Origin of the sequence: Streptomyces sp. S4.7 (assembly GCF_010384365.1) — a bacterium.
Taxonomy (GTDB): Bacteria; Actinomycetota; Actinomycetes; order Streptomycetales; family Streptomycetaceae; genus Streptomyces.
On the sequence record NZ_CP048397.1, the window covers coordinates 5,964,392 to 5,987,757 of the forward strand.

The 23,366-nt window shown below is 69.8% G+C and carries 23 protein-coding genes and 6 pseudogenes; 17 read left to right on the forward strand and 12 right to left on the reverse strand.

What is annotated here, in order from left to right:
* Positions 1–2 precede the first annotated feature (2 nt).
* The gene (locus SSPS47_RS26585) at positions 3–746 is read left to right on the forward strand and encodes a LysM peptidoglycan-binding domain-containing protein (protein ID WP_164253161.1); all 744 of its coding nucleotides are present in this window, start codon (positions 3–5) and stop codon (positions 744–746) included.
* A 155-nt stretch (positions 747–901) separates the two neighbouring features.
* Here SSPS47_RS26585 and SSPS47_RS26590 read toward each other — a convergent pair whose 3' ends face one another.
* From SSPS47_RS26590 to SSPS47_RS26605, 4 genes are read right to left on the reverse strand one after another with little or no spacing between them, the layout of a single operon-like run.
* Positions 902–1,801, reverse strand: a complete 900-nt coding sequence (locus tag SSPS47_RS26590) for an SRPBCC family protein (protein WP_164253162.1) — start codon at positions 1,799–1,801, stop codon at positions 902–904.
* Entirely contained in the window at positions 1,798–2,115 is a 318-nt protein-coding gene (locus SSPS47_RS26595) for a metalloregulator ArsR/SmtB family transcription factor (RefSeq protein ID WP_164253163.1), read from the reverse strand. The genes SSPS47_RS26590 and SSPS47_RS26595 overlap by 4 nt, the downstream gene beginning before the upstream one ends.
* Before the next feature lie 56 nt (positions 2,116–2,171).
* Positions 2,172–3,017, reverse strand: a complete 846-nt coding sequence (locus tag SSPS47_RS26600; protein WP_164253164.1) for an alpha/beta hydrolase — start codon at positions 3,015–3,017, stop codon at positions 2,172–2,174.
* A 32-nt stretch (positions 3,018–3,049) separates the two neighbouring features.
* The gene (locus SSPS47_RS26605) at positions 3,050–4,327 is read right to left on the reverse strand and encodes a YeeE/YedE family protein (protein WP_164253165.1); all 1,278 of its coding nucleotides are present in this window, start codon (positions 4,325–4,327) and stop codon (positions 3,050–3,052) included.
* 437 nt (positions 4,328–4,764) lie between these two features.
* Between SSPS47_RS26605 and SSPS47_RS26610 the strand changes: the two genes are divergently transcribed.
* Positions 4,765–5,208 carry an ATP-binding protein gene (locus tag SSPS47_RS26610; protein ID WP_203557932.1) on the forward strand — a complete coding sequence of 148 codons (444 nt, stop codon included), beginning with the start codon at positions 4,765–4,767 and terminating at the stop codon, positions 5,206–5,208.
* Positions 5,209–5,236: 28 nt separating this feature from the next.
* Here the strand turns inward: SSPS47_RS26610 and SSPS47_RS26615 are convergent, their stop codons facing one another.
* On the reverse strand, positions 5,237–6,016 hold the full coding sequence (locus SSPS47_RS26615; protein ID WP_164253166.1) for a DUF899 domain-containing protein: 780 nt from the start codon (positions 6,014–6,016) through the stop codon (positions 5,237–5,239).
* A 431-nt stretch (positions 6,017–6,447) separates the two neighbouring features.
* Between SSPS47_RS26615 and SSPS47_RS26620 the strand changes: the two genes are divergently transcribed.
* The 6 genes from SSPS47_RS26620 to mmuM all read left to right on the forward strand — a co-directional run bounded on the left by SSPS47_RS26620 (position 6,448) and on the right by mmuM (position 12,536).
* Positions 6,448–8,853 (forward strand): excinuclease ABC subunit UvrA, encoded by a 2,406-nt coding sequence (locus SSPS47_RS26620; protein ID WP_164253167.1) that lies wholly within the window; start codon positions 6,448–6,450, stop codon positions 8,851–8,853.
* A gap of 124 nt (positions 8,854–8,977) precedes the next feature.
* A complete protein-coding gene (locus SSPS47_RS26625; RefSeq protein ID WP_164253168.1) occupies positions 8,978–9,379 on the forward strand; it encodes a cell division protein SepF in 402 nt (133 codons plus the stop codon).
* Between the two features lie 61 nt (positions 9,380–9,440).
* Positions 9,441–9,812, forward strand: a complete 372-nt coding sequence (locus tag SSPS47_RS26630; RefSeq protein WP_164253169.1) for a nucleotide pyrophosphohydrolase — start codon at positions 9,441–9,443, stop codon at positions 9,810–9,812.
* A gap of 178 nt (positions 9,813–9,990) precedes the next feature.
* Entirely contained in the window at positions 9,991–10,476 is a 486-nt protein-coding gene (locus SSPS47_RS26635; RefSeq protein WP_147875199.1) for a DUF6099 family protein, read from the forward strand.
* A gap of 97 nt (positions 10,477–10,573) precedes the next feature.
* A complete protein-coding gene (locus tag SSPS47_RS26640; protein WP_164253170.1) occupies positions 10,574–11,524 on the forward strand; it encodes an LLM class F420-dependent oxidoreductase in 951 nt (316 codons plus the stop codon).
* 37 nt (positions 11,525–11,561) lie between these two features.
* Positions 11,562–12,536, forward strand: coding sequence for a homocysteine S-methyltransferase (gene mmuM, locus SSPS47_RS26645; RefSeq protein ID WP_164253171.1), 975 nt, complete (start codon positions 11,562–11,564; stop codon positions 12,534–12,536).
* 361 nt (positions 12,537–12,897) lie between these two features.
* On the opposite strand, the pseudogene SSPS47_RS26650 reads toward mmuM, so the two are convergent.
* Positions 12,898–13,395, reverse strand: a pseudogene (locus SSPS47_RS26650) (FAD-dependent oxidoreductase); the annotation flags it as partial.
* Here SSPS47_RS26650 and SSPS47_RS26655 point away from each other — a divergent pair.
* A pseudogene (locus tag SSPS47_RS26655) lies at positions 13,337–14,668 on the forward strand (SulP family inorganic anion transporter). The pseudogenes SSPS47_RS26650 and SSPS47_RS26655 overlap by 59 nt on opposite strands.
* A gap of 333 nt (positions 14,669–15,001) precedes the next feature.
* On the opposite strand, the pseudogene SSPS47_RS26660 reads toward SSPS47_RS26655, so the two are convergent.
* A pseudogene (locus SSPS47_RS26660) lies at positions 15,002–15,265 on the reverse strand (MFS transporter); the annotation flags it as partial.
* A 32-nt stretch (positions 15,266–15,297) separates the two neighbouring features.
* On the reverse strand, positions 15,298–15,822 hold the full coding sequence (locus SSPS47_RS35595) for a transposase (protein WP_239065058.1): 525 nt from the start codon (positions 15,820–15,822) through the stop codon (positions 15,298–15,300).
* 161 nt (positions 15,823–15,983) lie between these two features.
* Between SSPS47_RS35595 and SSPS47_RS35600 the strand changes: the two genes are divergently transcribed.
* The gene (locus tag SSPS47_RS35600) at positions 15,984–16,151 is read left to right on the forward strand and encodes a hypothetical protein (protein ID WP_239065059.1); all 168 of its coding nucleotides are present in this window, start codon (positions 15,984–15,986) and stop codon (positions 16,149–16,151) included.
* Here the strand turns inward: SSPS47_RS35600 and SSPS47_RS35605 are convergent.
* Positions 16,091–16,393: pseudogene (locus tag SSPS47_RS35605) on the reverse strand (helix-turn-helix domain-containing protein); the annotation flags it as partial. The gene SSPS47_RS35600 and the pseudogene SSPS47_RS35605 sit on opposite strands and share 61 nt — an antisense overlap.
* Here SSPS47_RS35605 and SSPS47_RS26670 point away from each other — a divergent pair.
* Complete coding sequence (locus tag SSPS47_RS26670; RefSeq protein ID WP_164247433.1) at positions 16,334–16,543, forward strand: hypothetical protein; 210 nt, start codon at positions 16,334–16,336, stop codon at positions 16,541–16,543. The pseudogene SSPS47_RS35605 and the gene SSPS47_RS26670 overlap by 60 nt on opposite strands.
* Positions 16,544–16,699: 156 nt before the next feature.
* Here SSPS47_RS26670 and SSPS47_RS26675 read toward each other — a convergent pair whose 3' ends face one another.
* Positions 16,700–17,074, reverse strand: coding sequence for a cupin domain-containing protein (locus tag SSPS47_RS26675; RefSeq protein WP_164253172.1), 375 nt, complete (start codon positions 17,072–17,074; stop codon positions 16,700–16,702).
* Between the two features lie 68 nt (positions 17,075–17,142).
* On the opposite strand from SSPS47_RS26675, the gene SSPS47_RS26680 reads away from it, so the two are divergent.
* The 4 genes and pseudogenes from SSPS47_RS26680 to SSPS47_RS26695 form a co-directional block, all read left to right on the forward strand.
* Positions 17,143–17,598: a MarR family winged helix-turn-helix transcriptional regulator gene (locus SSPS47_RS26680; protein WP_164253173.1), complete on the forward strand. Its 456-nt coding sequence runs from the start codon at positions 17,143–17,145 to the stop codon at positions 17,596–17,598.
* A 261-nt stretch (positions 17,599–17,859) separates the two neighbouring features.
* A complete protein-coding gene (locus tag SSPS47_RS26685) occupies positions 17,860–18,915 on the forward strand; it encodes a TerC family protein (RefSeq protein WP_164253174.1) in 1,056 nt (351 codons plus the stop codon).
* A 139-nt stretch (positions 18,916–19,054) separates the two neighbouring features.
* On the forward strand, positions 19,055–19,330 hold the full coding sequence (locus tag SSPS47_RS26690) for a hypothetical protein (RefSeq protein ID WP_164247435.1): 276 nt from the start codon (positions 19,055–19,057) through the stop codon (positions 19,328–19,330).
* A gap of 154 nt (positions 19,331–19,484) precedes the next feature.
* Positions 19,485–19,985 (forward strand): annotated as a pseudogene (locus tag SSPS47_RS26695) (hypothetical protein); the annotation flags it as partial.
* Here the strand turns inward: SSPS47_RS26695 and SSPS47_RS35610 are convergent.
* Both SSPS47_RS35610 and SSPS47_RS26700 read right to left on the reverse strand, forming a co-directional pair.
* Positions 19,961–20,380: pseudogene (locus tag SSPS47_RS35610) on the reverse strand (IS5/IS1182 family transposase); the annotation flags it as partial. The pseudogenes SSPS47_RS26695 and SSPS47_RS35610 overlap by 25 nt on opposite strands.
* A 62-nt stretch (positions 20,381–20,442) precedes the next feature.
* Positions 20,443–21,138 carry a helix-turn-helix domain-containing protein gene (locus tag SSPS47_RS26700; RefSeq protein WP_164253176.1) on the reverse strand — a complete coding sequence of 232 codons (696 nt, stop codon included), beginning with the start codon at positions 21,136–21,138 and terminating at the stop codon, positions 20,443–20,445.
* A 99-nt stretch (positions 21,139–21,237) separates the two neighbouring features.
* Between SSPS47_RS26700 and SSPS47_RS26705 the strand changes: the two genes are divergently transcribed.
* Complete coding sequence (locus SSPS47_RS26705) at positions 21,238–22,164, forward strand: alpha/beta hydrolase (protein WP_164253177.1); 927 nt, start codon at positions 21,238–21,240, stop codon at positions 22,162–22,164.
* Positions 22,165–22,430: 266 nt separating this feature from the next.
* Positions 22,431–23,159 carry an SDR family oxidoreductase gene (locus SSPS47_RS26710; RefSeq protein ID WP_164253178.1) on the forward strand — a complete coding sequence of 243 codons (729 nt, stop codon included), beginning with the start codon at positions 22,431–22,433 and terminating at the stop codon, positions 23,157–23,159.
* The last annotated feature ends 207 nt before the right edge of the window (positions 23,160–23,366 follow it).

Consider the following 23,366-nt stretch of genomic DNA (forward strand, 5'->3'; position numbering starts at 1 on the left):
TCATGCCCGCACAGGGTAAGCACCGCCGTTCCCGCACCAGTCCGCTCGCCCGCCGCCTCATCGCCCTCGGGACGGGCGGCGCCGCACTCGCGCTGCCCCTGGTGACCGCCACCACGGCGGGCGCCGCCCCCGCCCCGCAGCAGCCCGTCAAGGCCCCGACGGCCGCCACGGCCGCCGCGAAGGTCACCCACACCGTCGCGAAGGGCGAATCGTTGGCCAAGATCGCGGACGCCCGTTCCGTGAGCGGCGGCTGGAAGGCGCTGTACAAGACCAACCGCGCCACCGTCGGCGAGAACCCGTCAGTGATACACCCCGGCCTGAAGCTGAAGCTCTCGGGCAAGCCGAAGGCCGCGGCCCCGACCGCGTCGACCGAGAAGGCGTCGGGCGAGACCACCGAAGCCGTCGAGACCGCCGCGAAGTCGTACACCAACGACCTCGACGGCTGGATCCGCGAGGCGCTGGACGTCATGGCGCAGAACGGCATCCCCGGTTCGTACGACGGGATCCACCGCAACATCATGCGCGAGTCCGGCGGCAACCCGCAGGCCATCAACAACTGGGACTCGAACGCGGCGGCCGGCACGCCGTCGAAGGGCCTGCTCCAGGTCATCGCCCCGACCTTCGAGGCGTACCACGTGGCCGGCACCTCGACCGACCCGTACGACCCGGTCGCGAACATCACGGCGGCGTGCAACTACGCGGCCGACCGCTATGGCTCGATCGACAACGTGAACGGCCCGTACTGATCGGCACGGCTGTCGCGTGACCCGGAAGGCCGGGCGGGCCGCATGGAGCGGCCCGCCCGGCCTCCGGCCGTCCTCAACCGCCTGACGGCTCCACGAGCCCGCCCGGCGATCGAGGGCGAAGCGGCCACCGGGCGGACCCGGTCCACCCCCTCGTCCTAGATGTCCAGCAGCCCCGCCGCCAGGTCCCCGACCCGCGCCCGCCACGCCGCCTCCGCTGCCTCCGCGTCGAAGTCGAGCGGGCCCGTCTGGGTGAGGACCAGCCGGGGCCCGTGCCCCGTCCCGGCGCGCAGCTCCCAGCGGACCTCACCCTCTGGGTGCCAGGCGTACGCCAGGACCTCCGGCTTGCGTACGTCCGTGACCGGCCCCGCCGGGATCTTGCCGGCCATGAAGCCCGACGGCACTGGCGAACCGGTCAACGGCTCCGTGCCACCGGTCAGTTGCGCCCAGACAACCTCCGCGGGCCGTACGAGCTGGCGCTCGAACCGGACCCGCCGCCCGCCGTCCTCCGTCTCCTCGACACGCCCCCGCGTCAGCTCATGGAAGCGGGCCAGATACGCCTCGTGCAGCCTGCCGCTCGTGTCCTGGTCCACGTCCACGGGCCGGTCCGCCAGCAGTCGTCCCAGTGCGGTGACGCAGACCTGCCAGCCGGACGCGAAGCTCGCCGCCCCGAACCGGTCGCCGAAGGTGTGGACGAGGCTGAGCCGTGAGCCGTCCCCGTCCGGTGTGATTTCCCAGCGCAGATGGTCCTCGCCCCAGGTGAAGGCGAACAGGCGCGGTTCGTCGACGTCGGTGACCCGCCCGGTCATGGCCGGGCCGGGGCCCGGCTCGCCGGGGAAGTGGAAGCCGATCCCGCCACCCGGCCGCAGATCCACGCTCACCTCGGAGGGGAACCACTTCGCCAGGTGCGCGGGCTGCGTGATCGCCTCCCAGACCCGCTGCGGCGGATGCGCGAGCCGGCGCTCCATGCGCAGAGCGGTCCGCCCGCCGCTCTCGGCCGACAGGGAGGGCGAGAAGCCGTGGTCGTCGGAACGGCTGTCGTCGGGGTGCGCAGTCATGAGGAATCGTCCTCCATCGCGTCGAGATGCCGTTCGAGCGCGTCGAGCCTTCCGGTCCACAGATGCCGGTAGTGCCCGAGCCAGGCGTCGAGCTCGGCGAGCGGCTCCGGGGTCAGTTCGTACCAGCGGCGCTGGGCGTCCTGCCGGACCCGTACCAGCCCTGCGTCCCTCAGCACCCGCAGATGCTTTGAGGTGCCTGGCTGGCTGAGGCCGAGCCGGTCGGTCAGCTCACCGACCAGATGCGGACGCTCCAGGAGCAGATCGAGGATCCTGCGTCTGCTCGGCTCCGCGAGCGCGTCGAACGGTATGGGCATGACCCCACCATACCCATTCGGTTATATAACCTCAAGCGCATATAGGCTGCGAGCGTCTACCGTCGCGCCAGCAGCCAGTCCATCGCCGACGGGCACGTGTCGAGGACCGAGACGTGCCCGTCATCGGGCCGTACCCACAGCTCCGCCCGCGGGAGACCCGCGAGCAACGACGTGGCGTGCGAGGGCGGCACGACGCGGTCGTGGCCGCCCTGCACGAGCAGTACGGGCGCGGCCACCTCCGCCAGGTCGAAGCCCCACGCGGTGGCGAAGGCGACGTCGTCGTCGATCAGCCCGTCGGGCCCGGCCTGCCCCGCCTTCACCGCGTCGTCGCCCAGCGACGACCACGCGCCCGCCAGCGCGGCGAAGTCGGCGGAGGTGAAGCTCGCGGGGTCGAACTCATCGGTCGCCGCGTACAGTTCGCGCGCCTCGCGCCCGTCGGCGGCGGACCGCAGACCGCCGGGCGCCACCATCCCCTCGTACCAGTCGAAGTCCCGCGTGTACGGCGCGAGGCCCGCCAGGCAGACGACACCCGTCACCCGGTCCGGCAGCAGCGCGGCGCACGCCAGCGCGTGCGGCCCACCCCCTGACGCCCCCATCGTGGCGAACGACCCGACGCCGAGGGCGTCCGCCACCCGCTCCACGTCGGCGGCGGCCGATGCCACGTTCCTGCCGGGCAGCGGGCTCGACCCTCCGTAGCTGGGGCGGCCGTACGACACCAGCCGGATCCCGCGCGCCGCCGCCGCCGTGAGCAGCGGCTCCAGCGGGACGCCGGTCTGCGGCGAGCCGTGGTGCCAGACGACGGTCGGCCCGCCCCCCGCGCCCGAAGCCTCCGTACCGCCACCGCTGTCGTACGCCCGCAGCGTGCGCCCGTCACTCAGCTCCACGTCCTGTTCGATGACCACCGCGTCAGCCTACGGCGCACGGTCGGCCACGCTCAGCAGATCCCGTCCCCCGGCTCGGGGTTGCCCAGTGCGAACAGCGGGCGCAGCCGGAGCCCCGCCCAGGTCCCGAGCAGGGCGGTCGCGCCCCAGATCCAGCCGTGCAGACTGCCCGACGCGATGCCCGCGAGGTACGCGCCGATGTTGCAGCCGCCCGCCAGCCGCGCGCCGATCCCCATGAGTACGCCGCCGAGCACCGCCGCCACGGCCGTGCGGCCGGGGATGCCCCGGTGCAGCGCCCACGTCCCGCCGAGCGAGGCGGCGACCGCGGCGCCGATCATGATGCCGATGTCGGTCAGGCTGTTCTTGTCCCTCAGCACGGGCCCCGCGAACATCTCGGCGTTGCCCGGCTGCTGCCAGAACGACCAGCCGGCGGGGTTGCCGCCCAGCGCGTCGACCACTCGCGAACCCCACAGGCTGAACGCGCTGGTGACACCCCAGGGGCCGCCGGACACCAGCAGTACGCCGGCGCCCAGCACGGCCAGCGCCAGTGCGCCGACGGCCAGCGGCCACGAGCCGCGCAGCACGCGCGCCGCGCCCTCGGCGCTCGGCGGGGTGCTGATCGGCGGCGGCGTACGGCGCGCCTGTACGCGGCGGCTCACCAGCACGATGAGGCCCAGTACGGCGATGGTGACGGCCCAGGAACCGAACCAGCCGACATGGTCGGACAGGAGGACCGGGTCGAGCGCGGGCAGGTCCTTCCAGAGGTCGAACTGCCAGGCGGCGACGGTCGATCCGACGATGAAGCCGCCGAGCGTGAGCACGATGGACGACTGCCCCGAGCCCACGGCGAACAGCGTGCCCGACGCGCACGCGCCGCCGAGCTGCATACCGACGGCGAAGACGAACGCCCCGACGAGCAGCCCGACGCCGAGCGGCCCCGCCGACGGCGCGGGCACGGACCCGAACAGCCCGGTGCCGCTGCCGATGATCAGCGCGAAGAGGGTGGCGGTGGTGCCGAGGAGCAGGGCGTGGGCGCGCAGCCCCTGCCCGTTGCCGACGGCGACCAGCTGCCGCCAGGCGGAGGTGAATCCGAACCGTGAGTGAAACAGCGCCAGACCCAGACCGAGCCCGAGCAGCAGGAGCGAGCCTGGCTTGGCGCCGTGCGTGGACCACACGTACGCGGTGAGCGCGACGGCCAGCAGCCCGGATATCGCGAGCGGTACCCGGCGTACCGGAGGCGCGGGTGCGGCCTCGGGGGCGGGTGAGGAGGTCGGGGAGGGGACGAGCAGCGCGGCGGGGCTGGTCCGGCGCGGGGGAGCGGTGGTGGTCACGACTGTTCTCCGAAGTCGGGTGGTCGGCGGCGGCGGGGCGCGGGGGCTCGACTCAGGAACAACAGAGGTTGTCGTCGACGCACCACACCGAGTTCGCGAAGCACGCGAGACAGAGGAAGCGGGCAGGTGCGGACATGGCGGCGAGAGTAGCGCCGAATTTCGATTCCGTGCACACGTATCTCGCGGACCGGACCTCGCGGACCGGACCCCGGCCGGTTGGCCGGGGCTCTGCTCACGTGTGCAGGATCCGCCGGTCGATGTCCGCGGTCATGTTCCGCATCGTCACGCGGAACTGCTCCGCTCGATGCGTACCCTGCACAACTGGTCCAGCATCACTGGTAGTTACTCCCCCAGCCCAGAGGGTGAGCCAGTACAGCGGGCAGGTGTACCGGAGTAGGCCCTGGTGAAGCCCGCAATACGGCCCGGACGCTGGGCGCATGCCATCCCCGCAGGCCCAAGAGGCCGTCACCGTACGTGTGTTCACTCAGCGGTTCTCCGCCACCAGGCGAGGCGCGCGGCTCGCGCGGAGACTCGCCACACAGCAGCTCGACGCGTGGGGCATCCCCTACGGCTCCGAGCCGTCCGACGCGGCGGCCCTCGTCGTCGCCGAACTGGCGGCGAACGCCGTCCTGCACGGCCGGGTCCCCGGGCGGGACTTCGGGCTGCGGCTCGCGTACAACACGGCCAAGGGCCTCGTACGGATCGAGGTGAGCGACACCCACAGCGCGATGCCGGCGCGAGCGCCCCGCGGTGCCGCTCCCGACGAGGAGCGGGGCCGCGGGCTCGTGGACGCCATCGCCGTGCAATGGGGCATCAGCGGACGGTCGGGTCCGGGGAAGACCGTGTGGGCCTACGTGCCGGCCTCGCGGGAGGAGGTCTGAGCGGGCCGACGCCTTCGGCGCGGGCGCGTCAGTGGTGGCCCTGTCGGCCGAGGGTCTGCTCGGGGGTCGCGCCGGGACGGGTCCACTGCGGAACGGGGCGGCCGGTCGGGCCCCAGGTGGCGTTCCCGTCCGCGTCCGAGCGCCAGTACCAGCACGGGTCCTGTCCCTCGGGCCGCCCCTCGGGGTTGTCCTCCCACGCCTCTCCCCGGCCGTAGGGCGTCATGTCGAGCAGGGCGAAGGATCCGCTGGCCGGCTCGTTGCCGCGGCCCGTCGTGGAGTAGGTGAGGAACACGCGCTCGCCGTCGCGCAAGAAGGAGGTGAGGTAACCCATGGCGCCGCCGACCGGCTCGTCCACACCGCGTACCGAGTACCAGGGCTGGGTGTAGCCCATGAACTCGACGAAGGGGGCGACCTCGTCCCACGCGCCCGTGGTCAGCACGGCGTAGGAGACGCCGCGGGCGTTGAGGTAGACGGCGTCCTTCACCTGCCAGGCCGTGACGGTGCAGCCCTCGCACTGCCCCTGGTGCGGCGCGCCGTCGTGCCACATGTGCTTGTAGACCAGCAGCTCGTCGCGGCCCTGGAACAGGTCGATGAACGGGACCGGGCCGTCGGGTCCGACGACCTCGACCGTCCCGTCGAACTCGACCATCGGCAGCCGGCGGCGGGCCGCGGCGATCGCGTCGCCCTCGTGGGTGTGGGCCTTCTCGCGGATCAGCAGCTCGTCGCGCGCCGCCTGCCAGGTGGCCCGGTCGACGACCGGCGGCTTTCCGGGGAGGTCGCTGCTCGCGTTGCCGGATGTGGTGGTCATGGAGTCCTCCGTGGTGTCTGGTGCCGTACGACGCCGTACGACGCTCACCAGTACCGACTCGCGGCCCGGCCGAAACTCATCGCCCGAGTTCACGGACGCGGCGCCGGGCATGTTCGCGACCTCGTGGACGGCCCCCCGTCACGTGGCGCGAGTCGATCGACGAGGCCGCGCGTACGAGCCGTGCGCCCGGACCGCTCGTGCTCCCGCCGGACCGATCCGGGCCACCGGGAGGGCCGGGCGCACGGCGGCGGCCACCGCCGAAATCCAGGCGGCGGCCGGGCTGAGCCGCCCCGGCCCGCCGCCCAGGTCAGGCGCGTACCGGGTGCGGATCTGAAACCGATCAGATATGAAGAAGCGCCGGTCACCGCGCCGCATTAGCGTGACGTCCATGGAGGCCGCGGAGGCGGCCCCTACTGACACATGGAGTCACGATGCGTAAGAGCACGAGGACGGACACGCGCGCGTCCGTGCGGGGCGCGGCCGGCAGCCACGATCTGATCCGCGTGCACGGCGCGCGCGTGAACAACCTCAAGGACGTCAGCGTCGAGATCCCCAAACGCCAGCTCACGGTGTTCACCGGTGTCTCCGGCTCGGGCAAGAGCTCCCTCGTTTTCGGCACCGTCGCCGCCGAGTCCCAGCGGCTGATCAACGAGACGTACAGCGCCTTCGTCCAGGGCTTCATGCCGACACTGGCCAGACCCGAGGTCGACGTACTCGAAGGACTGACGACCGCGATCATCGTCGACCAGCAGCGGATGGGCGCCGACCCCCGCTCCACGGTCGGCACCGCCACCGACGCCAACGCGATGCTGCGCATCCTCTTCAGCCGGCTCGGGCAGCCGCACATCGGCTCGCCCGGCGCGTTCGCCTTCAACGTCGCCTCCGTGCGGGCGAGCGGCGCGATCACGGTCGAGCGCGGCGCCCGCAAGACCGTGAAGGCGACCTTCAGCCGCACCGGCGGCATGTGCACCCGCTGCGAGGGCCGGGGATCCGTCTCCGACATCGACCTCAGCCAGCTCTACGACGACTCCAAGTCGCTCGCCGAGGGCGCGTTCACCATTCCGGGTTGGAAGTCGGACAGCTTCTTCACCGTGCGCGTCTACGCCGAGTCGGGCCTCCTCGACCCGTACAAGCCGATCGCCAGGTTCACGAAGAAGGAGATGCAGGACTTTCTCTACCGGGAGCCGACCAAGGTCAAGGTCGAGGGAGTGAACCTCACCTTCGAGGGACTCATCCCCAAGATCCAGAAGTCGTTCCTCTCCAAGGACAGGGAGGCGATGCAGCCACACATCCGCGAGTTCGTTGACCGGGCGGTCACCTTCACCACCTGCCCCGAGTGCGACGGCACCCGGCTCAGCGAAGAGGCCAGATCCTCGAAGATCAAGGGGATCTCCATCGCCGACGCCTGTGCGATACAGATCAGCGACCTCGCCGAGTGGGTGCGCGAGCTGGACGAACCGTCGGTCGGGCCGCTGCTCGACTCGCTGGCCGGGACCCTCGACTCCTTCGTGGAGATCGGACTCGGCTATCTCGGCCTCGACCGCGCCGCGGGCACGCTGTCGGGCGGTGAGGCGCAGCGCGTCAAGATGATCCGGCACCTCGGCTCCTCGCTCACCGATGTCACGTACGTCTTCGACGAACCCACCGTCGGCCTCCACCCGCACGACATCCAGCGGATGAACAACCTGCTGCTCAGGCTGCGGGACAAGGGCAACACGGTGCTCGTCGTGGAGCACAAGCCGGAGACGATCGCGATCGCCGACCACGTCGTGGACCTCGGTCCCGGCGCCGGTTCGCAGGGCGGCACCGTCTGCTTCGAGGGCACCGTCGACGGGCTGCGGGCCGGCGGCACCCTCACCGGCCGGCACTTCGGCGACCGGGCCGTCCTCAAGGAGTCGGTGCGCAGGCCCACCGGGGCGCTGAAGATCCGCGGCGCGACCACGCACAACCTGCGCGACGTCGACGTGGACATCCCGCTCGGGGTGCTCACCGTCGTCACCGGAGTCGCCGGCTCCGGCAAGAGCTCGCTCGTGCACGGGTCGCTGCGCAAGGGCGCGGGGGACGTGGGCGCGGACGTGGTGGCGATCGGCCAGGGCGCGATCCGCGGCTCGCGGCGCAGCAACCCGGCGACGTACACCGGACTCCTCGACCCGATCCGCAAGGCCTTCGCGAAGGCCAACGGTGTGAAACCGGCGCTGTTCAGCCCCAACTCCGAGGGCGCGTGCCCCAATTGCAACGGCGCCGGCGTCATCTACACCGACCTCGCGATGATGGCCGGTGTCGCGACCGTCTGCGAGGAGTGCGAGGGCAAGCGGTTCCAGGCATCGGTGCTGGACCACCACCTCGGCGGCCGGGACATCAGCGAGGTGCTCGCCATGTCGGTGGCACAGGCCGAGGAGTTCTTCGGCGCCGGCGAGGCGGCCACACCCGCCGCGCACCGGATCCTCGACCGGCTCGCCGACGTCGGGCTCGGCTACCTCACCATCGGCCAGCCGCTCACCACCCTGTCCGGCGGCGAGCGCCAGCGGCTCAAACTGGCCACGCACATGGGCGAGAAGGGCGGTGTGTACGTACTCGACGAGCCCACCAGCGGCCTGCACCTCGCCGACGTCGAGCAGCTGCTCGGCCTGCTCGACCGGCTCGTCGACTCCGGCAAGTCCGTCATCGTCATCGAGCACCACCAGGCGGTCATGGCACACGCCGACTGGATCATCGACCTCGGCCCCGGCGCCGGACACGACGGCGGTCGCGTCGTCTTCGAGGGCACTCCCGCGGACCTCGTCGCGGACGGCTCCACCCTCACCGGCGAACACCTCGCGGCCTACATCGCCACCTGACGGGAGCGGGTCGTTCGGCTTGTTCCGGACTGGTCCGCCCGCGCCCCGTGTCGCTGTTGGGCCGAACGGGTGAGGCGCGGGAGGATGGCCGCATGCAGACACAGCATGCGAGAGGGGTGATCCGGTGAGCAGGTACGGCGGTCACGACAGGTACGACGCCACCGACGAGCAGTGGGAGGGCCTGGCCCAGGTCGTTCCGCTGCGCGGGCGCAACGAGTGGCCCTCGCGCGTCGACCACCGGACGATCCCCGAGGAGTACGCCGAGGAACAGCGGCGATTCGTCGTGCTGCGGGTGCGGGTCTTCGCCGACGCGCGGGATGTCGCGGAGCATCTGATCGCGCAGATCCCGGTGCTCCTCGACCTGACCGGTGCCGAGACCGACGTGGCCAAACGCATCCTGGACTTCAGCAGCGGGGTCGTATTCGGGCTCGGCAGCGGTATGCACCGGGTCGAGCGGAACGTCTTCCTGCTCGCGCCGATCGGCACCGAGGTGGAAGGGATCGCGGCGGCGGTCCAGCAGCCCTGAGGGGAGACCTGGTGGCCCTGATTGACCGGGGGCGCCGGACGCACCTGATACACCTGGATCCGTGACGGAACCGGATGTACAGGGATTGCAGCGCAGGCTGGTGGAGTTCGCGGCGGCACGGGAGTGGGAGCCTTACCACACTCCGAAGAACCTGGCCGCGGCGCTGAGCGTCGAGGCGTCCGAACTGCTGGAGATCTTCCAGTGGTTGACGCCCGAGCAGTCGGCACGGGTGATGGACGACCCCGGGACGGCGCACCGCGTGCGGGACGAGGTCGCGGACGTGCTGGCGTATCTGCTCCAGTTCTGCGACGTGTTGGGGGTCGACGCGCTCACCGCGCTCTCCGAGAAGATCGACCGCAACGAGCTGCGCTTCCCGCCTTCTTCCCCTTCGTCCTCCGCCCCCACCTCTCCCTCACCGTCCACGTCCGACTGATTCGTCACTCTGCGGAGTGGCCGAGTTGTTCACAACCGGCTTCCTGTCCACAGATTTCCGAATTCCTCTGGTCTTCCTGTTGCCGACACCTCACTCTGGGTAATGAAGTAAGTGGGCAGGGTGTTCGAAAGACGGGGACGGACGGACAGAGACGGACATACGGAGACGGGGATGGCGAATGGACGCGGAGAGGCTGATCGGGGCCGGCCGGGTTGCCTTGGCCCGGAGCGGTGCGGCGCTGGACGTCGTGGCGGAGGCCTGGCAGGCACAGGCTCTCGCCCAGGCGATAGGGGACCAACTGGCCCTGCACGGACCGCAGGAGCTGAGGACGGAGGCAAGGGACCTCGCTGAGACGGGCGCGCGGGGCGGCACCTCACCCGATCATCCCTCCCTGCGCGCCGGGGGGATACGGGCGGCACGGCTCTCGGTGGTGACAGACGCGCGGAGCGCACTGGCCGGGCTCGGCGTGCTGCTCGGAGAGGTGGGGATCGCGCTGGTCTCGGTGGCGTGCGGGACGGACGAGGAGGGGTTGTACTGGCAGTGCATCGAGGCCATCGACGCGGCGGACGAGTCGAACGACCGGGTGCTCGGCATGCTGCGCAAGCTCAATGAGCAGGAGGAGGTGCGCGAGCGGGTGCGCGAGACGGAGAAGGAGAGGGGGTGAAGGTGATCGTGACTTCGACGACAGACGCGGCAGAGGAATGCCGAGGGCGCGGCGAGGAGGCGCGGCCGACGGGCGCCGCAAGGTGCAGGATGGATGCATGGATCTTCGAATCTTCACCGAGCCCCAGCAAGGGGCGAGCTACGAGACGCTGCTGACCGTCGCCAAGGCGACGGAAGACCTCGGCTTCGACGCCTTTTTCCGCTCCGACCACTATCTGCGGATGGGTTCCGCCGACGGTCTTCCCGGCCCCACCGACGCCTGGATCACGCTGGCCGGTCTCGCGCGCGAGACCAGGCGGATCCGGCTCGGGACCTTGATGACCGCGGGCACCTTCCGACTGCCGGGCGTGCTCGCGATCCAGGTCGCACAGGTCGACCAGATGTCCGGCGGCCGGGTCGAACTGGGCCTGGGCGCGGGCTGGTTCGAGGAGGAGCACAAGGCGTACGGGATCCCCTTCCCCAAGGAGAAGTTCGCCCGCCTCGAGGAGCAACTGGCCATCGTCACAGGGCTGTGGGCCACGCCGACGGGCGAGACGTTCTCGTACGACGGGACGCACTACCAACTGGCCGACTCGCCCGCGCTGCCGAAGCCGGCCCAGTCCAGGGTCCCGGTGCTGATCGGCGGACACGGCGCGACACGCACCCCGCGTCTCGCCGCGCAGTACGCGGACGAGTTCAACATCCCGTTCGCCTCGATCGAGGACAGTGAGAAGCAGTTCGGCCGTGTGCGGGAGGCGGCGGTCAAGGCCGGGCGGAAGGCCGACGACCTGGTGTATTCGACCGCGCTGGTCGCCTGCGTGGGCAGGACCGACGCGGAAGTTGCCCGCCGGGCCGCGTCCATCGGACGGGAGGTGGAGGAGCTGAAGGCGAACGGACTCGCGGGCTCGCCCGCCGAGGTCGTCGACAAGATCGGACAGTACGCGGCCGCCGGCGCGTCCCGCCTCTACTGCCAGATGCTGGACCTGGACGACCTCGACCATCTGGAACTGCTCTCCTCCCAGGTGCAGTCGCAGCTGGGCACCGGCCCGGTCGAGCAGTCACCGCGCTGAGCCGAGCCGTCCGCCGGTCGAGGGCAGGGAGGCATCCGTGAAGCCCGTCCGTACGCTCGCCGCCGCGCTCGGCGAGGGGAGCCTTGTCCTCGACGGCGGACTCTCCGACCAACTGCGGGCGCAGGGCTGCGATCTCTCCGACGACCTGTGGTCGGCGCGGCTCCTCGCCGACGGGCCGCAGCAGATCGAGGCGGCACACGCGGCGTATGTACGGGCGGGCGCCCAGGTGCTGATCACCGCCAGTTACCAGGCGACGTACGAGGGCTTCGCCCGCCGGGGCATCGGCCGGGACCGGGCCTCCGAGCTGCTTGCCGACAGCGTCAGCCTGGTCCGGCGGGCGGGGGCCGGGGCGGCACGGGAGATCTGGGTGGCCGCCTCGGTCGGGCCGTACGGGGCGATACTCGCCGACGGGAGTGAGTACCGGGGGCGGTACGGGCTGTCGGTGCGGGAGCTGGAGCGTTTCCACCGTCCGAGGATCGAGACGCTGGCCGCCGCCGGGCCGGACGTCCTCGCGCTGGAGACGGTGCCGGACACGGACGAGGCCGAGGCGCTGCTCGGGGCGGCCGGGGGATGCGGAGTGCCGGTGTGGCTCTCGTACACCGTCGCGGGGGACCGCACACGCGCCGGCCAGCCGCTGTCCGAGGCGTTCGCACTGGCGGCGGGCGAGGACGGCGTGATCGCGGTGGGCGTCAACTGCTGCGATCCGTCCGACGCGGACGGCGCGGTGGCGCTCGCGGCCACGATCACCGGGAAACCGGTGGTGGTGTACCCGAACAGCGGCGAGGAGTGGGACGCGAAAGCCAAACGCTGGGCGGGAGAGGGGCCGGGGGCGGGGGAGGGGAGGGGGGAGGGGCCCCTCCCCCCGGCCACCCAGCCCTCGCCCTTCCCGCCCGACCGCCTCCACACCTGGCAGGCCGCGGGCGCCCGCCTCCTCGGCGGATGCTGCCGCGTCGGCCCGGCCCGCATCACGGAGGTCGCGGCGGCGCTGGACGCGGGGCGGGCAGAGCGTTGACGGGCGGTGCCAAAGCGGTTCAAGGACGCGGCGACAGTACGTGACTGACCGCGTAGGGGGCCCGTTCGACGCTGTGCTCCGCGCTCCTCATGGAGCTCGCGCCGATGGCTGCGGCCATCGCCCTCCCCCTTGTCGATCGGCGTGAGCCGCGAGGGGTCTCGTTCATCCACTGGGCCCCGCGTTGTAGAGCGGACGGAGGATGTACCGCGGGCTGCCAATAGCAGCAGCCGCCCGAGGGGCGGAAACTGGACGTACGGCGACCTCCGGCCCCGGACCCGCGCTTCCATGAATCGCTTTGCCGACCAGGACTGCTACACGGCCTTGGCCCAGATTTTTACAGACGGGCTTTCAGGCCGGGCGGTCAGACGCCGGCCGGGGTGTTGTCCGGCTCGGCGGTGTTCGTGCCGCGCGTGGCGTTCTCGGTGTCGGTGAGGGCGGCGAGGTAGCGCTCGGCGTCCAGGGCGGCGGCGCAGCCGGTGCCGGCGGCGGTGATGGCCTGGCGGTAGGTGTGGTCGACGACGTCGCCTGCGGCGAAGACCCCGGGGATGTTGGTGCGGGTGGATGGGGTGTCGACCTTGAGGTAGCCCTCGTGGTCCAGCTCCAGCTGGCCGGTGAAGAGTTCGGTGCGCGGGTCGTGTCCGATCGCGATGAACAGGCCCGTCGCGTCGAGGTCGCGGGTCTTGCCGGTGAAGGTGTCCCGCAGGACGAGGCCGGAGAGCATGCCACCCTTCTCCTTGATCTCCGCGATCTCGCTGTCGAACGCGAAGGAGATCTTGTCGTCGGCGAAGGCGCGGTTCTGCATGACCTGCGAGGCGCGGAGGGCGGAGCGGCGGTGGACGACGGTGACGGAGTTGGCGAAGGTCTGGCGCACCGAGGTCCTGGCCGGCATGGTCGTCGCCCTGGCCCTGATCCCCGAGGCGATCTCGTTCTCGATCATCGCCGGGGTCGACCCGGCAGTCGGCCTGTTCGCCTCGTTCACCATGGCCGTGGTCATCTCGATCGTCGGCGGACGGCGTGCGATGATCTCCGCCGCCACCGGCGCCATCGCGCTCGTGATTGCCCCCCTGAACCACGAGCACGGCCTGGGTTACCTGATCGCCGCCGTCATCCTCGCCGGGATCATCCAGATCGCGCTCGGCATGCTCGGGGTGGCGAAGCTGATGCGGTTCGTCCCGCGCTCGGTGATGGTCGGCTTCGTCAACGCGCTGGCCATCCTGATCTTCATGGCCCAGGTCCCCGAGACCCACGACGTGCCCTGGGCGGTGTACCCGCTGATCACCGCCGGCCTCGCACTGATGGTGTTCTTCCCGTAGGTCACCAGGGTGGTCCCGGCCCCACTCGTCTCGATCGTCATCCTGACCGTGATCACGGTCGCGGCCGGCATCGCTGTGCCGACCGTGGGTGACAAGGGCGACTTGCCGTCCTCGTTGCCGGTGCCGGGCCTGCCGGACGTGCCATTCACCCTGGACACCCTGACGGCGATTGCCCCCTACGCGTTCGCGATGGCGCTGGTCGGCCTGATGGAATCGCTGATGACCGCGAAGCTCGTCGACGACATCACCGACTCCCACTCTTCCAAGACCCGCGAGTCCATCGGCCCGGTCGTCTCCGACATCCCCATGGCCGCCCTCGTCGCCGTCATGGTCATGGTGTCGTTCGCGACCTTCGACCGGCACTCCATCGCACCCAGGACCCTCAAGCGGATGCCGGCCGGTGAGATCGCCGTCATGGCCACCACCGTGATCGTGGTGGTTGCCACCGACAACCTCGCTGTCGGCGTTGTCGTCGGCTCCATCACAGCCATGGTCATCTTCGCCAAGCGCGTCGCCCACCTCGCCCATGTCACCGCCGTCACCGACCCCGACGACGCCAGGGTCGTCTACCGGGTTACCGGCGAGCTGTTCTTCGCCTCCTCCAACGACCTCGTCGGCCGGTTCGACTACGCGGGCGACCCGGAGAAGGTCGTCATCGACCTCTCCGCCGCCCACATCTGGGACGCCTCCTCCGTGGCCGCCCTGGACGCCATCGAGACCAAGTACACCCAGCGCGGCAAGACGGTGGAGATCATCGGTCTGAACGACCCCAGTGCCGACCTCCACGGCAAGCTCACCGGCGAACTCACCAGCCACTGACGCACGCTCACCGCAGAGGACCCCGGCCCAACCGACCAGGGTCCTCTGCTCGCCAAGAGCGGTATCTCACCCACACCGCTGCGCGGTTGTCCTGCGGAGGGCCACGGTAGGTGCCGAAGGCTCACCAGTACCTCTCACCGTGAACGCGCATGCCCGAGGCCCGACCCGAACTCGGTGTCGTGTGGTGGATCGAGCACCTCGCCACCGGCGTTACGCACCTTCCAGCGCATCCACCCGTGCACGCCGTCCGTGTGCCTGGTCGAACCGAACACCAGCGCGCCACCGCCAGGCCGGCGCGCTTAGGCGTGCCAAATGCATTCCGTGGTCGGCGAGCGCGGCGAAGGCGGGTTGGTAGAAGGTCGCTGCCATCGCGAGGCCGGCGAGCAGCCAACCGGCGATGAGGAGCGGGAGGTTCGGGGCGGCGGCGATGATGAGGAGGCTCACGACGCCGAGGACGGAGCCTGTGGTCATGACGGTGCGCGGGCCTCGGTGATCGATGATGCGGCCGACGCGGATGCCGGCGAAAGCGGAGATGAGCAGCGCGGCGGAGAACGCCGCTGTTGTGGCGCCGGGTGGCCAGCCGGTGTCCGCGGTGATGTGGTCGGCTTCGTAAGTCCTTCGGGGGTTGATTACGCTGCCAGGGCGACGGAGGATTCTTCTTGTCGGTTGGCGGGTGTGTGTCGGTCGAGCCGGGCCAGTAGATCGTCCAGGTCGGAGGTGGTGAACTTCCACTGGAATGGCTGTGCCGTGGCGTTGTAGCGGTCTTCGAACGCTCGGAGCCGGTCCCGGACCTGAGTCAGGTCCGTGAAGTCGTTAGGTTGGACGACCTTGCGCTGGACGATCGAGAAGTAGATCTCGATCTGGTTCGTCCAGGAGGCGTGTACGGGGGTGTGGACCATGACTGCGTTCGGAAACTCCGTGGTCAGACGGTCTATGGCCTTCTTCCCCCGGTGGGAGGAGCCGTTGTCGACGATCCAGAAGACGCGTTTGGCGCTCGCGTAGGGCTCGGTGGTCATGACCTGGGTGACCAGGTTCATGAAGGGGACGATCCCCGTCTTCGGCTCGCAGCGGCCGAAGACTTTCGCGCGGTGGACGTCGTAGGCGGCCAGGTAGGCCAGCGCGCCGCCGCGGCTGTACTCGTGGTTGACGCGCATCGCCCGGGGCCAGGGTCGGATGGCAGCGGCAGCGGGCCTGGACGGAAGTCTTCTCGTCGCTGGACAGGACATACTCGTCCTCGCCCAGCGCGACACCATCGACCGCGCGGGCGTAGAGGTCCAGGATCTGCTGGGCCTTGGCACGGAAGTCCGGATCGCGGATGAAGATCCAGGACTGGTACTGCCAGGGCTTGAGTGCGTCCTCGCGCAGCCAGCGGCGCACCGTGGACGCGGAGACGGCATCGGTGATCCCGCGCGCGGTCAGCTCGGCAGTCAGCTCCGGGCAGGACCAGCGCGACAATGGCACGCCGGTCTCGGCGGGTAACTGACAGGCCAGCGCCTTGGCCTCGGCGACCTGCACGGGAGTGAAACGGGTGGGGCGCCCCGAGCGCTTGCGGTCGGCCAGGGCCGGCAGCCCACCATGGGCGAACCGGCCCCGCCAGGCACGGACCGTGTCCAGGTGCAGGCCCGTCTCGCGGGCGATCCGCGCGTTGGAGCGCCCCCGTGCCGCGTGCAGGACGATCTGCGCGCGGACCCGCAGCCGGTGCTCGGTCTTATGGCCGTAGGCCATCTTCTTCAACCGCTCACGCTCGGCGGCGGTCAGGACTATCGGGCAGGCCAGGGCAACGGGCATGACAGGCGGGCCGATCGGGAGAAGTGGATCACGGCGGGCCGCGCCCTGCCGCGTCGGCTGATGCGGCATCATCCACGCCATGTTTGACGACCTTGCTCTGGCCCAGCGGGCGGCTCTTGCCGGAAGCGTGGGTCTGCGCTATTCGCTCTGGTACGTACCCTCACCCAGCGGCAGCAGGTGGACGGTGCGGTTGTGACCGGGGCGGCGCTGATCCGGGAAGCGTGACCACCGGCCCCTGTGGGTCTAATGAGTCCAGGGCGGCGTGATGGTGCTGCCGTCGGCCAGCTCGGCGCTGAGCCCGGCACGTGTAGTGACCCACATGTGCGCGGGCTGGTCGGTGGTATTGGCAACCGCCAGCTCGGAGCCTGCCGGAGCCACCGCCGCGTCGTCGGCGCCGAGTTCGGCGCTCTCGCCGCCGATGGTGAGCCAGAGACGACCGGACAGCACGTAGAACGTTTCCTCGTGACTGATCATGTGGGCCGGACCCACCGTTCCGGCCGGGATCTCGCCGCGCCAGGCGGCGAGATCCCGGCTGCCCGTGCCCGGACGGATGTAGGAAACGAAGCGGGCACCGTGGATCTCGTGCGCGACGGCCTCGTCACTGCGGATGAAGGGCATGTCAGCCTCCTTATAGACAAGAAACTTGTCCATGAAGACAAGCAGGTTGACGAGTTATAGTCAATCCCATGGATGACGCTCTGGCCTTCTCCGCACTCGTACTGGCACTCTCCGGACAGTTGGTGCAGGAGATCCACGCCCGCGTGGCCCGGCAGGGATTCGAGGACCTGCGTCCAGCACACGGCTTCGCCTTTGCCCGCATCTCCCTGGGCGGCGCCACTACGGCCGACCTGGCCGAGCACCTGGGGGTGACCAAGCAGGCCGCCGCCCAGCTGGTCGAGGAGCTGGTCCGCAAGGGATACGTGGTGCGGCATCCACACCCCCACGATGCCCGCGCCCGGCTCTTGGTGCTGACCGAGGCCGGATGGGCCGCCACCCGCGCCGCCGACCAGGCGGCCCGAGCTGCCGTCGCACCATGGAAAGAGGCGCTGGGCGAGGCGCGCTTCAGCGAACTTGTCGCCGACCTGACCCGCCTTGCACCACCGGGGCCGTCCGGGGCCGCCCTCAATCATCGGCAGGGGTAGTAGAAGGTCTCGGCCGTTCGGGTCTCTTTCACTCCGTCCGTGACGCACACCAGGGTGGTGCCGACGGGGAAGTCGCACGATTGGGGGCCGCCGGTGCCCGGCGCGAGGTCCCGTTCCCAGCGGCGCGAGTCTCAATTCGTTCGATGCGCCTTCGGGCCGAGACGGGGGTGTCCTCGCGCCGTGCGGACGACAAGCCGGAACTCCTGGGCAAGACTTTCGACAGAGGCAAGCTTTCGTTCCCGCCGGTGGGAGGAGTCTTCCGTGCTCGATGTGCCGTTCTGGCTGTGGGCGGCTTTCGCTGTCACTGTGGTCGTTGCGCTGGCTGTGGACCTGCTGGCACATCGTGGGGCGCATGTCATCGGGTTCAGGGAAGCTGCGGCCTGGAGCGGGGCGTGGGTCGGTCTCGCTCTCGTCTTCGGCGCGGTCGTTTTCCTGGTTCTGGGTACGACGCCGGGGGTGGAGTACACCACCGCGTGGTTGCTGGAGAAAAGCTTGTCGGTCGACAATTTGTTCGTCTTCGCGCTGATCTTCTCCTATTTCAAGGTGCCACGTGCCTATCAGCACCGCGTGCTGTTCTTGGGCGTGATGGGCGCGCTGGTGTTTCGAGGCGTCTTCCTGGCCGCCGGAGTGGCCGTCGTCAGCCGGTTCACCGCTGTGCTGTTCATCTTCGCGGCCATTCTCTTCTACAGCACGTACAAGATCCTCAAGGGGGAAGAGGAGAGCTTCGACCCGGGCAAGAGCATCGCTGTGCGGCTGTTGCGCAAGGTCATGCCAGTCCGGGACGAGTACGCCGGGATGAAGTTCTTCGTCAGAGAAGCCGGCAAGCGGGTCGCCACCCCGCTGCTCGCGGTCGTCGCCGCGATCGAGGCGGCCGACCTCGTCTTCGCGGTGGACAGCGTGCCCGCCGTACTCGCGGTCAGTGACAGCGCCTTCATCGTCTACACGAGCAACGCGTTCGCCATCCTAGGGCTGCGGGCCTTGTACTTTTTGCTCGCCGGGCTGCTGGACCGGTTCCACTACCTCAGCAAGGGCCTTGCACTGATCCTTTCCTTCATCGCTGTGAAATTGATTCTTCAGGCGTCCCACAAGCTGTTCAGCACCAGCATCCCGGAAATCCCCTCACCGATCAGTCTCGCGGTTATCGTCACGATCCTGGCGCTGTCCGTAGTCCTGAGCGTCCGGCACCCGCGCCCGGCCTCCCAAGAGGACACTGCTCCCGTCTCACGGGACGGGAACGGCATCGCTCCAGGCTCAACAAGTGAACGATCTCCAACGCAGGAAACTCGGGACACCGGTGACCCGCCCAAGAACAGTTAGCTGCGTGCACTTACCGATCTCCCGCGCTCGCCAGGCCCGATGTCCTTCATCAGCACCACGGGATCGGCGGAGGCGCCCCCTGGACAACGGCCTCCTCTGAAATTTACCTCATTTCGCCGAATGTCCTACCATTGGAAACATGGGTAAGCATGAGAACGTGAGGCCCCCCCAGGCCGGGAAGGTCTGCCCCGCCTGCCACAAACCCGTCACCGAAAAGATCACACGGCACCGCACAATGGGTATCTGTGTTCCTTTGTGGAAGCCCGGCCCCTGCCACAACCCGAACTGCCCGAAGTGCGTGCCGCAAGACAACCTGAGTAGTGGTGAACGCGAGGAACTGGCCGCGCTGCGGTGGGAAAACCGTCAACTGCGTGAGGAGCTCATCACCCTGAAACGGGCCACGCCAACTGATTGACGGACAGGCTGAGTCAAACCAGGGCGGTCAGCCCGATCTGCTGACTGCCGAGCGTGCTGAGCTGACATTTCGCTAAGAGGCCGACCGCGAGCAGCAGCTGTTCACCGTCCGCGCCACACCAAGCGCGACGGCACCGAGCAGCGGAACCTCAATCGGGTGTGTCTGGCGGGCGTTACCTACGTGCTTCGGGGCGTCGAAGTCGACCGTGCAGCGCTGTTTCGTCGTGTGGTCGAGAGGCAGGGTGTGGGGTCGACTGCATCGGAGAATGCTCCAGCTCCTGGATGAGCATGACTCGATCGACCTGTCCCGGGCGGTCATGGACTCCGCGCACGTCCGCGGACCGGGCAAGCCAGGTTCCGAGATGCACGTCCTGTCCGACGCGGGCGGACTGCCCTTACGCGTCGGGCTCTCCGCGGCCAACACCCACGACAGCCTTGGGCTGAAGCCCTTGATGTCCCATTTCCACATTGGACACGCCATGTCCTGGCTAACTGGCTACCGCAGACTCAATCACCGCCATGAACGCGACCCCGGCAATTACCTTGCCTTCCTCGGCCTCGCCGCCGCGCTCTGCTACTACAAACGGCTGGACGAACCGACCTTAATGCGGGCGCCGATGTCCCGCCCACGGAGCCATTTCCGCAGGTGGTCGTAGTCGCAACCCTTGTCCGCATGAAGCTTGGCGGGGCGGCGTCGGCGTGGACCACGGTGGGAGCGAATCGGCGGGATGCCGCGGAAGAGGGGTTCCAGGCTGGCGTGGGTATTCGCCGCGGAGGTCGCCATCGAGAGGGGCGAACCGGTCCGCTCGGTGATCAAGTGAATCTTCGAGTCTTTCTTGTCTCGATCCACAGGATTCGGGTCCGTCAGGTCCCCCCTTTCATGCCCTCATGATCACTGAGTCGATCGCGCACGGCGACCAGTCCAGCTTCCCGCGTCCTACCAACCGTCCGGGACCAAGCAGCGGAGCTTGCCCCAGACCCTGGCTCGGCTCCACTCGGTGAAACGGCGGTGTGCGGTCGGCCCGGGCGGACTGAAGGCGGGCGGCAGTTGCTGCCGTGCATCACCATCGCTCTCACAGAGGCAACCTCACGATCACCCATCGAGATCACCGCTTAGCCGAGCATCGCGGGCAGCAGGCGGCGCAGTAGCCGTTCGAACAGGGCGTCCTGGTCGGCCGAGGGCGGTGCGCCTGCCGCGGCGAGAGCGGCGAGCAGGTGAGGGTGGCGTCCCTCAGTGGCGGCAGCGGCCAAGTGGGCCGCCCGGGCTGCCGGTCCGGTGTCCGCCGTGGTGGCGGCGGCTTCGCGTCGGGCGAAAAGGGTGACCATGCCACCGAGGAGTCCGAGGGCTTCCAACTTCCGTCCGCTGGTGCCTGGCGCGGGGGCCAGGATCCCGAGCGCGTGGTCGAGGTAATCGATCGCGTGCGGGCCGAGCACCTCGCCGCGCCGGTCGTTCAGTTCGGCCAGCCAGGGGTGCCGGACGTGCGCGGCCTTGGACTGGAGGGCCAAGCCGACCAGGGCGTCCAGCCAGTCGCCCTCTGGGGCGGCGCAGAGGTCGAGCTCGCCTGCGACCGCGTCCGCCATGAGGTCCAGCAGTTCGTCCCGGCTCCCCACGTAGCGGTAGAGCGAGGCAGGCCCCGTGCCCAGCCGCTGCGCGAGCGCGCGCATCGACACGGCCGCCAGGCCCTCCGTGTCGGCCAGGGCGAGGGCTGCCTCGGTGATCTGTGGGCGGCTGCGTTCGGGCGCGGGTCCGCGTGCGCCTCGCTCGGGGCGTGACCAGACGGTCGTCGGCCGGGTCTCGTGGTCGGCCACGGTCGGCCACCTTTCCTTCTGGCGTGCGGAACTGCCTGTAGTCTAATACCGCGAACATCGATCGCAGTATCTCGCACTTCGCCCCCGAAGGAGTCCGCCATGACCTGGACCGAACGCCGCTTCGCCCACAACGGTGCGGTCGAGCTCGCCCACGACCGGCTCCAGCAGGGGGCGGACGGCGAACCGCTGCTCCTGGTGATGGGTCTGGGGGTCTCCCGGCAATGGTGGCCCGAGGAGCTGTGCGCGGCCTTCGCCGACGCCGGGTTCGCCGTCGCCCGCTACGACCAGCGGGACGCGGGCGAGTCCACCCGGCTGCCGAAGCGCGCCGCTCGGGGCAACCCGTTCGCCGCCCTGGCCGCCGGCCGCGGTGCGACCTACACCGCTGAGGACATGGCCGACGACGCCGTCGCCGTCATGGACGCGCTCGGGTGGGAGTCGGCGCACCTCTTCGGGCACTCGCTCGGTGGTGTCGTCGCCCAGCGCGTCGCTCTGCGCCACCCGGACCGGGTGCGCACGCTCACCTCGTCCGCCGCGCTGCCCAGCGATGTCGGCGGGCTCGGGGCCTTCCGCCACCTGCGGATCGGCACGCTGGCGAGGTTCGTCCGCGTCAAGCCCGCCCGGGGTCGGGAGCAGCGGATCGCGGCGGGACTCGCGGTGGCACGGCTCTGCGCGTCGCCGGGCTACCCGTTCGACGAGGCGGAGGCGCTGAGGCGGATCACCGCCGACGTGGACACCGGCATCGCCGACCAGGACGCCCAGTCCCGCCAGATCGGCGCGGCCTGGCACGGCCCGCCCCTGGCCGAACTGCGCGTCCCCGCATTGGTGCTGCACGGCACGGACGACCCGCTGCTCAAGCCCTCCGCGGGCCGCGCCACCGCCGCGGCGATCCGCGACGCCCGGCTCGTCCTCCAGCCGGGCGTCGGCCACGACATCCCGCGCGAGCGGCACGGCGCCGTCGTTGCCGAGGTGCGGGCCCTCGCGGACCGAGACCGGCCTGCCGCCTGTGATGAACCACCCACCTGGTGAGGGAGAACCCTCGCACTCTCTCCCGGTAGTGCGGTTGCCCACCCTGAACAAGCGCTGAGCATCCCGGCTACGACATGCAGGACCGTCCGTCAAGAAGACAGTCGCTGTGCAACAGCTGGAAGGGCAGGACAACCTCAAGGCAGCCGCGGCGAACAGGTCGTGACCAACGTGAAAGGGGGCTGTCGCGCCTGACGGTGTGACGGGGGCGGTCACACAACGGCACGTAGAATGATCGATCTTGGAGCCGATACCCCGGTAGGTACCCCGTGCAGCAGTCTGTCACCATTGTTACCGGCGGAAGCCGAGGTATCGGCGCCGCGATCTGTGAACGTCTCGCCGCAGATGGCCACCATGTCGTCGTGGGATACCGCTCGGACGACCCGGCTGCGGAGAGGGTCGCCTCTGCGGTTCGTGCCGCCGGACGCAAGTGTCTGACCGTTCGGCTCGACACGGTGAACGAGGAGGACGTCGACCGGCTCTTCGACCTGGCAGCGCAACTGGGAACCGTTACAGGTCTGGTCAACAACGCGGGGGTCAGCGGCCCCAATGGGCGGCTGGCCGACGCCGATGCAGGCGGCATGCGCCGCGCCCTGGAGGTCAACGTCCTTGGTTACCTCCTGTGCGCGCGACGTGCTGTGCGGGATATGTCCCGCACTGGCGGGGGCGCGATCGTGAACATCTCCTCGGCCGCCGCCACCATCGGTAGCCCCGGCCAGTATGTGCACTACGCTGCGGCGAAGGCGGCAGTCGATGCGATGACCGTGGGCCTGGCCAAGGAGACCGCCGTAAACAGCATTCGGGTCAACTGCGTTGCGCCCGGGACCGTCTGGACGGAATTCCACGCAGATCCCGAACGGCCGGCGAAGGTGGCCGCCAGTATCCCGATGGGCCGAGCGGGGCGGCCGACGGAGATCGCCGGTGCAGTGTCCTGGCTCTTGTCCGACGATGCCGCGTACACCACGGGTGCGATCCTGCGCGTCGCCGGCGGTCTATGAGCAACGGGCTGCGCGCGAGATGCCGAGCCTTTGCGAAGTGGCACCGGAGGGGTGACGGCAGCGAGAACACGAACCGCGAGGCATCCGTTGAGGATGGTGCTCGAAGCGCAACTGCGGTAGCGCTTCATGCCGACACCGTCGTTCTTGGCGTCTCCGAACCCGTCGCCAACGCCTTTCAGGAGGCATCTTCGTCCCCCCGGAACTGAC

Bases quoted from the DNA above. Each gene is read 5' to 3' on its own strand.
- SSPS47_RS26620 (WP_164253167.1), top strand. From the start codon at position 6,448: ATGCGTAAGAGCACGAGGACGGACACGCGCGCGTCCGTGCGGGGCGCG.
- SSPS47_RS26675 (WP_164253172.1), bottom strand. From the start codon at position 17,074: ATGCCCTTCATCCGCAGTGACGAGGCCGTCGCGCACGAGATCCACGGT.
- SSPS47_RS26690 (WP_164247435.1), top strand. From the start codon at position 19,055: ATGGGTAAGCATGAGAACGTGAGGCCCCCCCAGGCCGGGAAGGTCTGC.
- SSPS47_RS26640 (WP_164253170.1), top strand. From the start codon at position 10,574: ATGGATCTTCGAATCTTCACCGAGCCCCAGCAAGGGGCGAGCTACGAG.
- SSPS47_RS26705 (WP_164253177.1), top strand. From the start codon at position 21,238: ATGACCTGGACCGAACGCCGCTTCGCCCACAACGGTGCGGTCGAGCTC.
- SSPS47_RS26635 (WP_147875199.1), top strand. From the start codon at position 9,991: ATGGACGCGGAGAGGCTGATCGGGGCCGGCCGGGTTGCCTTGGCCCGG.
- SSPS47_RS26595 (WP_164253163.1), bottom strand. From the start codon at position 2,115: ATGCCCATACCGTTCGACGCGCTCGCGGAGCCGAGCAGACGCAGGATC.
- SSPS47_RS26615 (WP_164253166.1), bottom strand. From the start codon at position 6,016: ATGACCACCACATCCGGCAACGCGAGCAGCGACCTCCCCGGAAAGCCG.
- SSPS47_RS35600 (WP_239065059.1), top strand. From the start codon at position 15,984: ATGAAGATCCAGGACTGGTACTGCCAGGGCTTGAGTGCGTCCTCGCGC.
- SSPS47_RS35595 (WP_239065058.1), bottom strand. From the start codon at position 15,822: ATGCGCGTCAACCACGAGTACAGCCGCGGCGGCGCGCTGGCCTACCTG.
- SSPS47_RS26610 (WP_203557932.1), top strand. From the start codon at position 4,765: ATGCCATCCCCGCAGGCCCAAGAGGCCGTCACCGTACGTGTGTTCACT.
- SSPS47_RS26590 (WP_164253162.1), bottom strand. From the start codon at position 1,801: ATGACTGCGCACCCCGACGACAGCCGTTCCGACGACCACGGCTTCTCG.
- SSPS47_RS26585 (WP_164253161.1), top strand. From the start codon at position 3: ATGCCCGCACAGGGTAAGCACCGCCGTTCCCGCACCAGTCCGCTCGCC.
- SSPS47_RS26680 (WP_164253173.1), top strand. From the start codon at position 17,143: ATGGATGACGCTCTGGCCTTCTCCGCACTCGTACTGGCACTCTCCGGA.